Consider the following 8356-nt stretch of genomic DNA (forward strand, 5'->3'; position numbering starts at 1 on the left):
TCGAAGTAGTTCAAAGCGGCGCTGAAGACGGGGACCGGCAGACCGAGTTGGACGGCGGTCGAGAGGACGCGACGCCAGCTTGGCTGAGCCTTCTGGACGGCGTTGCGGAAGAAGTCATCCAGCAGCAGGTTTTCCAGATTGGGGTTCTTGTCGAAGGCGGCTTTGATATCGCCCAGGAAGCGAGAACGGATGATGCAGCCACCGCGCCACAAGAGGGCGATGTTGCCGTTGTTCAGCTTCCAGCCGAACTCTTTCGCGGCAGCGTCAAGCTGGACATAGCCTTGGGCGTAGCTGCAAAGCTTAGAGGCATAAAGGGCCTGGCGGACATCTTCGATGAACTGCGCCTTGTCACCCGTGAACTTGGCGTCTTCGGGACCCTTGAGAATTGCGCTGGCACGGACGCGAGCGTCCTTTTGAGCCGACAGGCAACGCGCGTAGACTGCTTCGGTGATGAGAGTGGTGGGGACACCCAGATCCAGCGCGTGCTGGCTCATCCACTTGCCCGTCCCCTTCTGCTGAGCCGTGTCGAGGATCTTGTCGACCAGGAACTCACCCGTTTCTTTGTCTTTCACGGTGAAGATGTCACGCGTGATTTCGATCAGGTAGCTTTCGAGTTCCCCTTCATTCCACGTCTTGAAGACCTGGTAGAGTTCTTCGTTGGTGAGCCCCAGGCCGTTCTTGAGAATCTGATAGGCTTCGCAGATCAACTGCATGTCGCCGTATTCGATCCCGTTGTGAACCATCTTGACGTAATGGCCGGCACCGGCGTCGCCGACCCAGTCGCAGCAGGGAATGTCGTTGTTGGGGCCGACCTTGGCCGAGATCTTCTGGAAGATTTCCTTGACGAACGGCCAGGCGTCGTGGTGTCCCCCCGGCATGATGCTGGGGCCCTTGAGGGCTCCTTCTTCTCCGCCGGAAACACCGGTTCCGATAAACCGCAAGCCGGCTTCGCGCAGTTCCTTGTCGCGGCGGTTGGTGTCGACGAAGTCCGAGTTTCCGCCGTCGATGATGATATCGCCGGGAGAGAGCAGCGGTTTGAGCTGTTCAATGACGCCGTCGACGGGAGCACCCGCCTTGACCATGATCATGATCCGGCGGGGGGCCTTGAGGCTGCTCACGAATGATTCGAGCGTGTGGTAGCCCTTAATGCGATCGGCGGTCCCGGCATGTACCTTGTCGGCGGGCTCGTCTTTCAGACCCCCGACAAATTCATCCGTGGTCGTGGTCGTTCGGTTGTAAACCCCGACGGAGAAACCGTTATTGGCCATATTGAGAACGAGATTCTGACCCATCACGGCCAGGCCGATCAGACCGATATCATGCTGAGACATGCTGCGATAATTCCAATCCACGGGATGAAACAACTCGTCCGATCCATGCACACTGGAAAGATTTTCTGGACGGTTGAGGGGCGATATTGTAAGCGTGCGAGCCCGAATCGAGCAATTCAACCCAATTCTTCAATCATTCCCGCAAAAATCGAATGTCAGCATTTTGATTCAAGTCGAGCCAGACTGATCAACATGGTTTCCGGCAGCTTTTCCAGGCCTGTCTGCCGCAGCATATTCATGATCTGAGCGGTCGTGTAATGAGCGTGCGTGCAGACGTGCAACAGAATGTCGCTGCAACGCGTTCCAAAGCGAACCCCCGTCGTCGAAACCTTGCGATAGACGGTTTCGTCCAGCGATTCGGGAGTCAGTGTCGCGAGATAACTGTCCCAGCGCCGATCCAGCTCCTGCCAGCGGGCAACCAGATCATCGAGCCGTGTTATTCGCCCTTCGCCCAGTTGATTTCCGGGGAGTTGTCCAGCCACGTCACCGGGGGCGACCGCCGCGTCATCCCCGGAAAGAGCACCCAGCCAGACGTGTTCGGCACCGAACAAATGAGTCAACGACTTCCAGATCGATCCCTGACCAATGGGATAGATGGAATGGAGTTGCTCATCCGTCAATTCCCGGGCGGTGCTCAGGAGGTTAGCGTTTGACCAGGCCCGATGTTGATGAAGCCGCTTGATTACATCCACTGCATTCATGCTGGAAATCTTCCCTCGTGAGTGATCTGGATTGGGTGAACGGAGCTCGGAAATGCTCTCTTCCGGCCGACTTGCCCGGACCCTTGAATTGAGCAGGCAATCATGTCGGACGATTGTGTCCATCTGCTTGAAGAGGGGACCACCCCCATTGGGGTTCACTTCAGGATCTTCATCCACTTGTTCGTTGATGCATTGCGGGTTTCTGATGGTGACCGTACTGAGCGGGCGAGTTTTTTGCGAAATTCTCACGGGCGGAGATCCGAAGAGAAATCCCGTGATCCGATTTTTTCAGGACACCGTTACTTTCATGCCGTGACGGTCTGGAGAGAACGGCGGTCCTTCGCAACAGTTTCCCTCGGAACGGGGTCCTTCCATGAACGACAACAGCCTTTATTCACACCAGCAGCGGGCACCCCTGTGCACCCTGCTCTATGGGTTGGCTTGCCTGCTCTTCGTCCTGGGGCTCGTGCTTCGCCATGACACAGTGATTTCCTGGACCTTTCCGCTGACGGGTGCCTTTGTGCTGCTGCTGGCGGGGTCGTTTCACTTCCTGCGTGTCGAGGATGAGGGAGATGAGTTGCTCATCCGGTTCGGACCGATCCCCTTGTTCCAGACGCGGCTGAAGTATGCTGATATCGCATCGGCTGAAGTGGGGCGGACACTGGTCCTGGACGGCTGGGGAATTCATCTCAGCCCACGCGGGGGCTGGGTCTGGAATCTGTGGGGACGAGACTGCGTCGTGTTCCGGAAGTCGGACGGCGAAGTGTTGCGGGTGGGGACCGATCAGCCTCACGAACTGGCCACGTTTGTGAATTCGAGGCTGCACGCATGAAACGGAATCTGCTGGATAATCTTCCCGTCGGCATGCCCGAGGAGGTCTTCACGACGCTCGTGCAGGCGGCGGGCCTGCGTATCGAACAGATTGTCTCACACGGGCATGCCTCCCCTGCGGATTTCTGGTACGACCAGTCCGAGAACGAATGGATCATGCTCGTGACGGGGGCCGCCCGCCTCATGTTCGAGGACGAGGTTGTGGAACTTGTTCCGGGAGATTCTCTGAAGATACCCGCTCACCGGCGACATCGGGTCGACTGGACGACTCCCGATGAGCCCACCGTCTGGCTGGCCGTTTTCTATTGAGTCGGTGCCGCTCGCCCGGGCCTCGTCGACAACGACGCCGCATAACGAGGCAGCATGAGGCACGCTGCGCGTGAGGCATTCCGAATTCTCGCAGTTGCAACCAGCAACGCGAGATCCTCGACTTGGTTTGCGAGGGGAATGCAGCAAGCGTGATGCAGACACGATCAACACTCAACACGATCAATGGTGCAGTCGGTTGATCAGCAAGAGTTCGGCCACGATCCACGCGGTAGACGACATTCCGATGAGCACCCCCGATCTCAACCATCGCTGTGGTGTTTTCCTCAACAGCAGCGAGAAGGCGGCCGCACTATTCGCCAGCAGTGTCAGCGTGGCGATCAGCGTTCCCAGTGCGATGATCCGACTGTCGACAGCGGCTATTTTCCACAGCGGGTAGATCTCGGTCCGGACAACCGGCGAGATTTCGACCTGCAGCCACAAGCGGTACATCGGGGCTGAAAACGTACCAAAGTTCTGTTCGACCGTTTCCACGTAGCGTTTCTTCACAGCGGATTGCAGGATTCCGTCATCCGGTAAGAGGAGCGAACTGCTCGTCGAGAAAGCCGAGGGGTGTCGGCTCTGGAAGTCGGCGCGAACAAGTGCGGCGGCGCGTGGTTCAATCTCGCGGGCCGCCTCTTCGGCCGTGCTCCAGAGCTTGCTCGCAAGGACGACTTGCCGGACTTCGCCGACGGTCGTGTCTCCCACTTCCATCCAGTTCAAGGGGGCTGGTTTTCCATTCGGAGGATTCGTGACGGTCGTGTCCTTGTCGTCATCATCATCATCATCATCGTCGCTTGGAACGGCCTGCGTGCCTGGTGCAGGAAGTGCAGAAATGCCTTCTGCCGCTGATGGTGTGACTTGCGCGGGGGTTGTCGATGAAGGCAGCGAGGGGGTGTAAAAGCGGGCGAGCTTCCGCTCGTGCAGCCCACTGATGACGACGAACAGGATCAGCACTGCGGTCGGTCCGAACCAGGTTGAGATCAACACTCGTAAGGGATTGATCTCGGATGTTCCTTGCCGAGCGAAGTTCGCAGGCCACGAAGGGGCTTGCGTGATTCGACGAGCAAGGTTTTTAATGAAACCCAGGCCCGCAACGGCCAGCGCCCCCAGTCCAAGTAACAGGATGAAACTCATCGAGTGGCTCCTGTTTTAACGGAGCGAAGGGGAGACCAGCGGGAGGCGAGTTGCACCGTCATGGAAATCGTCCCGGCCCAGAGCATGGCATAGACCTGAGGGAACCGGAAGACCCACGACATCAGGAATGCGGTCAGGATGGCAGTCATCACCGTTCCCATCCGGAAGGGCACCTTCCGGTGCAGGTCCATCTCCTGGGACCAGCGCCGCAGACCCAGCCAGCCCGCGAAGAACCAACTGTAGGCCAGCCACGTCGGATTCGATCCTCCCTCAATCAGTGGGTGGCCCCCCAGGGACCTGAAGAGGGATCGTGCACTGTAGGCAGAAGGGGAATAATTCACGAGCAGGAACTCATCCAGGGCGTACGCGATCGAACCAATGACGGCACCCGTGGCCAGTCGCAACAGCCAGCGCTGGCGATTCGTCCAGTGAGAACCGGACGACAGGGTGTGTCCGATCAGGATCAGCCATGAGCCGACAATGGCCGTGGCCATAAACAGAATCGCCGATTCGGGACGCGGCATAAACGGAAGTGGCTGGTCCTGCCTGAGCGGAACGGACAGTGCCGCGTAGACACCGGCTGAAAGCAGGCTGGCGACCAGTCCCGCATAGCCCAGGGAGTTGGCGAGTTCCGGCAGTCGTTCTGGCCAGGGGCGATCGTCGAATGGGAACCTTGGGTCGACTGCGACGGCGACGGCAGCACGCCGCGCAGGGCCGGAAGACACGAATTCCGCACGAACTTCGGGATACGACGGCGCGGGGGGAGAGTAGGGGGCTGTTCCGGGACGGGGTGAGTGTTTTTGCTTTGGGTCGACATCGGTAATTCGATAAAGCAGCAACTTCAACGAATGCAAGGCGGCGATGCCCGCCGTCGGCACGACCAGCAACGCGATGATCACGAATCCGAGAACCGGGGTACTCCGAACGCCTCCCAGCGGGAACGCACCCCGGAGAGAGCCTGTCAGAAGCAACACCATTCCCAGCACGATGCACAGCTGCAGCCACTGCTCGGGTTGGAGCCATGGTTCCGATCGGGTAGATCGACTGTTCGACGTTCCGCCTCCACCGGGCTGACGCTTTCGTTCCAAGTCTGCGTGCTGGCGTCGCCAGGGAGCCTCGCTGGATACGCCTGCAGGGGAATTGGCAGACTGAGAACCCCGAGGAAGGGGGGGCAGAAATGAGTTCGCCGGAATCGTGGTCGGTTCTGACGAGGCAACGTCGGCTGTCGGCTGTGGGAATTGTTCCCCGGACAGAGGGGCGGCGGAAGAGACTTCTGCGGCAGAAGCCATTGGTAAACGGTGCTGCTGTGTCGCTCGCCAGAAATCCTGTCCCAGCTCGCGGACGGTCGCCGTCCTTCGGGTGGGGTCTTTTTCCAGAGCACGCGCGACGGTCGGACGTAGCTCACGCGGGACGGGGGTGAGATCCGGCTGCGCCGTCAGATGCTTCATCAGGATTTCGGCCGTCGTTTCTCCAGTAAACGGCAAGCGACCCGTAATCATCTCGTAGAGCATCACACCCAGCGAGTAGACGTCCACCTCGGGGCCGTACTGGCCCCTGGCGACTTCAGGCGCCATGTAGTAGACGGTTCCGACGCTTTGCGTATGCTGTCGCCGATGATCGCTGCCGAGTCGCTTCGACAGCCCCACGTCCCCCACTTTGACGACACCGTTCTCGCGGTAGACGTTTCCGGGTTTCAGGTCCCGGTGCACAATCCCGCGGTCATGCAGATGAGCCACTCCGGCGACCAATCCGTCCAGCCAGGCCGCAACTTCTGCTAAGGGCAAACCATCCGGAAACGAAGCCAGAACGTCTTCCAGACTGGAACCCGCCACGTACTCCATCACGACCCAGTAATCGCCGTGCTCGTCCGTTTTGACGTCAAACAGTGTGATCAGATTGGAGTGCTTGAGATTCAGACACTGGGTGACTCCGCGGATTTCAATGTCCTGATCCTGTTGATGCAGCAGTTTCAGTGCGACGTCCTTGCCACCGTCGCTGCGCGCGTAATAGACCTCGCCAAACCCGCCGCGGTGAATACCGCGTTGGATGGTGAAGCCCGCGAGGGGCTGAGCTCCGGACTGGTAGGTGAATCGCATACGTAGGGTTTCGGAAGTGGGACGCGGTCACTCACTGGCGGTCACTCCGCAGTCACCGCCAGTTTAACGGTATCGACGCACATTCAGATCATTCAAAACCCGTTACTTTGACGAAACTGACTTCGGATCAGTCCCTGGCGGCAAACGTATCGTCAGCCTGTGGTGTGCTGAAGTAGGCGTCGATCTGTCGGTCCAGGTCGGCAGGAGCAGCGGGAGTCGGTGTCTCGACCGGAATCAGGCCGACAAACTTCCCTTCCACATCGAGAATTCTCTGCTTCACGTCAAGCTGTTTGTTCAATTCACTGATCAGCTTGCGTGCGTTGCTGAGGTTCGAGTCATCAATGGCCAGTTGGCTGACAGTCTCTGCCGCCTTGACTGTGTGGATGCGGGCCTGAAGCTGTTCGAGTTTCACTTCCAGTTCTTTTTTCGCCTGCATCATGCTTTCGAGCTTTTCCCGGTTGGCGGCCAGGGCCTGTTCGCGAGCGGTCAGGATCTTGCGGTCTGCTGCCAGGATTTCTTCCGCTGCTTTGAATCGCTCAAACCGGGACGCGAGATCCCGTCGGACATCGCTGGCGGTGTACGAGTGACGTGCGTAGACGAAAGAACCCTTGCCTGTTCCCAAGTCGGTTCGCAACGCCAAGATCGCCTCTTTCTGCTTCGTGAGATCGGCTTCCTTCTGAGTCAGCAGGGTCTGCAGATTTTCGAGATCGACCTGCTGTTCGGCGACGACATGCATGCATTGCCGAATGTCCGGCACCAGACGTTCGACCAGCGTCTGTGCTCGCTCGGCTTCAAACTCGATCGGGACTTCCGCTTTGACGGCGTTCTTGACATTGCGGCAACCGGCGCGAAGGTAGCTGACCGCTTCGGTCCCGAACACGAAGGTGCCGAGCAACCCCGCTACAGCCAGTCCCAGTAAACCTTTCTTAATCATCGCGAATCCCCCTGAACGTCTCACTTGCGAAATTTCGACAGCGAACGGCGTGTTTCCTGCCGTGTTGCTCAGTCATTCGCTGGCGGGATTCGAATCTTGGGAGAAATCCGGGAATTTCGTGACGAAAAGTGGAAATCCTTCTTTTGGAGTGGAAATGGGTCGGGGTGGGGTGGTGCAACGTCTTAATGTGGAAAAGGTTGCGGCGATGGTACTCTCCGCGTGTCCTGAGACCTCCGATCCGCCCAGAATGGCTGGTTCCCCAGCTTCCGACACCCCGTGATTCTGTCAAAAGCTGGCGGCGAAAAGAGAATGCATTCCATCCCCGCCGCGCGACGATCTCTCAGTATGCCATCTGAGCCATGTTTGAGGAGCGGGTCTGGGGACGAGTGGCGATGGGGCGGGTTGAAACCACAGGCGTTCTGGCGGGGTAGAGTATCTCCTGTTGTGACATCGTTCGTTCGCGCTAATCAGCGCGGGGATCGAGATTGGAAGGGACGGCATTTTCCGGAGTTGCCTGAGTTTCCCTGAAGTGGGTCACAGCGATAAGACTTTCGCATAGTATTGTTGAAAGCAGTTTCGGATGGCGGGGGACAACCCGTCGGAAGTTTTGGCATTGGTCAGAATAAGGATTGGGATTGATGTGTGATCTGGATTGCCAGGCTCGACAAAGTTCTCAGGCGCGCCCGCAAGTGACAGGAACGGTCGGGCCTTGGGCGTCACACTGGGATACGAGGGCTACTCGGTCGTCGCACAGGCTCGTAAATGCGGGGCTGGTCTGCCTTGTCATGTTGGTGCTGAGTCGCAATTTACCACTTGCCGCGGCGGAGGATGGCCCATTCCTGCTCGGGAAGTCGATCGCGCCGTTTTCGCTCATCGATTACCGAGGCAAGGCTCACTCGCTGGACGACTATCAGTCGAGTCCCGTACTGGTCCTGGCCGTGCTCGGGACGGAGTGCCCGCTGGCAAAGCAATACTCCCTCAAACTGCAGAAGCTGGCTGAGAGCTATGCCGGGCAGGGGG

The 8356-nt window shown here is 58.5% G+C and carries 7 protein-coding genes and 1 pseudogene; 3 read left to right on the forward strand and 5 right to left on the reverse strand.

Translation table 11 applies throughout. The features are described from left to right. The coding region (gene gnd / locus VGE80_RS24075; RefSeq protein WP_440594416.1) for a decarboxylating NADP(+)-dependent phosphogluconate dehydrogenase at positions 1-1331 on the reverse strand (1331 nt) is incomplete at its 3' end. Between the two features lie 155 nt (positions 1332-1486). Further along, entirely contained in the window at positions 1487-2032 is a 546-nt protein-coding gene (locus VGE80_RS24080) for a DinB family protein (protein ID WP_440594417.1), read from the reverse strand. A 373-nt stretch (positions 2033-2405) separates the two neighbouring features. On the opposite strand from VGE80_RS24080, the gene VGE80_RS24085 reads away from it, so the two are divergent. Continuing rightward, on the forward strand, positions 2406-2864 hold the full coding sequence (locus VGE80_RS24085; protein ID WP_440594418.1) for a hypothetical protein: 459 nt from the start codon (positions 2406-2408) through the stop codon (positions 2862-2864). Then, on the forward strand, positions 2861-3172 hold the full coding sequence (locus tag VGE80_RS24090; protein ID WP_440594419.1) for a cupin domain-containing protein: 312 nt from the start codon (positions 2861-2863) through the stop codon (positions 3170-3172). The genes VGE80_RS24085 and VGE80_RS24090 overlap by 4 nt, the downstream gene beginning before the upstream one ends. A gap of 180 nt (positions 3173-3352) precedes the next feature. On the opposite strand, the gene VGE80_RS24095 is transcribed toward VGE80_RS24090, so the two are convergent. From VGE80_RS24095 to VGE80_RS24105, 3 genes are all read right to left on the reverse strand, one after another. After that, complete coding sequence (locus VGE80_RS24095; protein WP_440594420.1) at positions 3353-4306, reverse strand: hypothetical protein; 954 nt, start codon at positions 4304-4306, stop codon at positions 3353-3355. Continuing rightward, on the reverse strand, positions 4303-6402 hold the full coding sequence (locus VGE80_RS24100) for a serine/threonine-protein kinase (protein WP_440594421.1): 2100 nt from the start codon (positions 6400-6402) through the stop codon (positions 4303-4305). The genes VGE80_RS24095 and VGE80_RS24100 overlap by 4 nt, the downstream gene beginning before the upstream one ends. A 127-nt stretch (positions 6403-6529) precedes the next feature. After that, positions 6530-7336: a hypothetical protein gene (locus VGE80_RS24105; RefSeq protein ID WP_373653524.1), complete on the reverse strand. Its 807-nt coding sequence runs from the start codon at positions 7334-7336 to the stop codon at positions 6530-6532. A 785-nt stretch (positions 7337-8121) separates the two neighbouring features. Between VGE80_RS24105 and VGE80_RS24110 the strand changes: the two are divergent. Beyond that, positions 8122-8356 (forward strand): annotated as a pseudogene (locus VGE80_RS24110) (redoxin domain-containing protein); the annotation flags it as partial.

This window comes from Schlesneria sp. (assembly GCF_036405755.1).
GTDB lineage: Bacteria > Planctomycetota > Planctomycetia > Planctomycetales > Planctomycetaceae > Schlesneria > Schlesneria sphaerica.

What these genes read in the sequence shown, in the direction of transcription:
- VGE80_RS24105 (WP_373653524.1), bottom strand. Translation starts at nt 7,336, where the DNA reads ATGATTAAGAAAGGTTTACTGGGACTGGCTGTAGCGGGGTTGCTCGGC.
- VGE80_RS24085 (WP_440594418.1), top strand. Translation starts at nt 2,406, where the DNA reads ATGAACGACAACAGCCTTTATTCACACCAGCAGCGGGCACCCCTGTGC.
- VGE80_RS24080 (WP_440594417.1), bottom strand. Translation starts at nt 2,032, where the DNA reads ATGAATGCAGTGGATGTAATCAAGCGGCTTCATCAACATCGGGCCTGG.
- VGE80_RS24100 (WP_440594421.1), bottom strand. Translation starts at nt 6,402, where the DNA reads ATGCGATTCACCTACCAGTCCGGAGCTCAGCCCCTCGCGGGCTTCACC.
- VGE80_RS24095 (WP_440594420.1), bottom strand. Translation starts at nt 4,306, where the DNA reads ATGAGTTTCATCCTGTTACTTGGACTGGGGGCGCTGGCCGTTGCGGGC.
- VGE80_RS24090 (WP_440594419.1), top strand. Translation starts at nt 2,861, where the DNA reads ATGAAACGGAATCTGCTGGATAATCTTCCCGTCGGCATGCCCGAGGAG.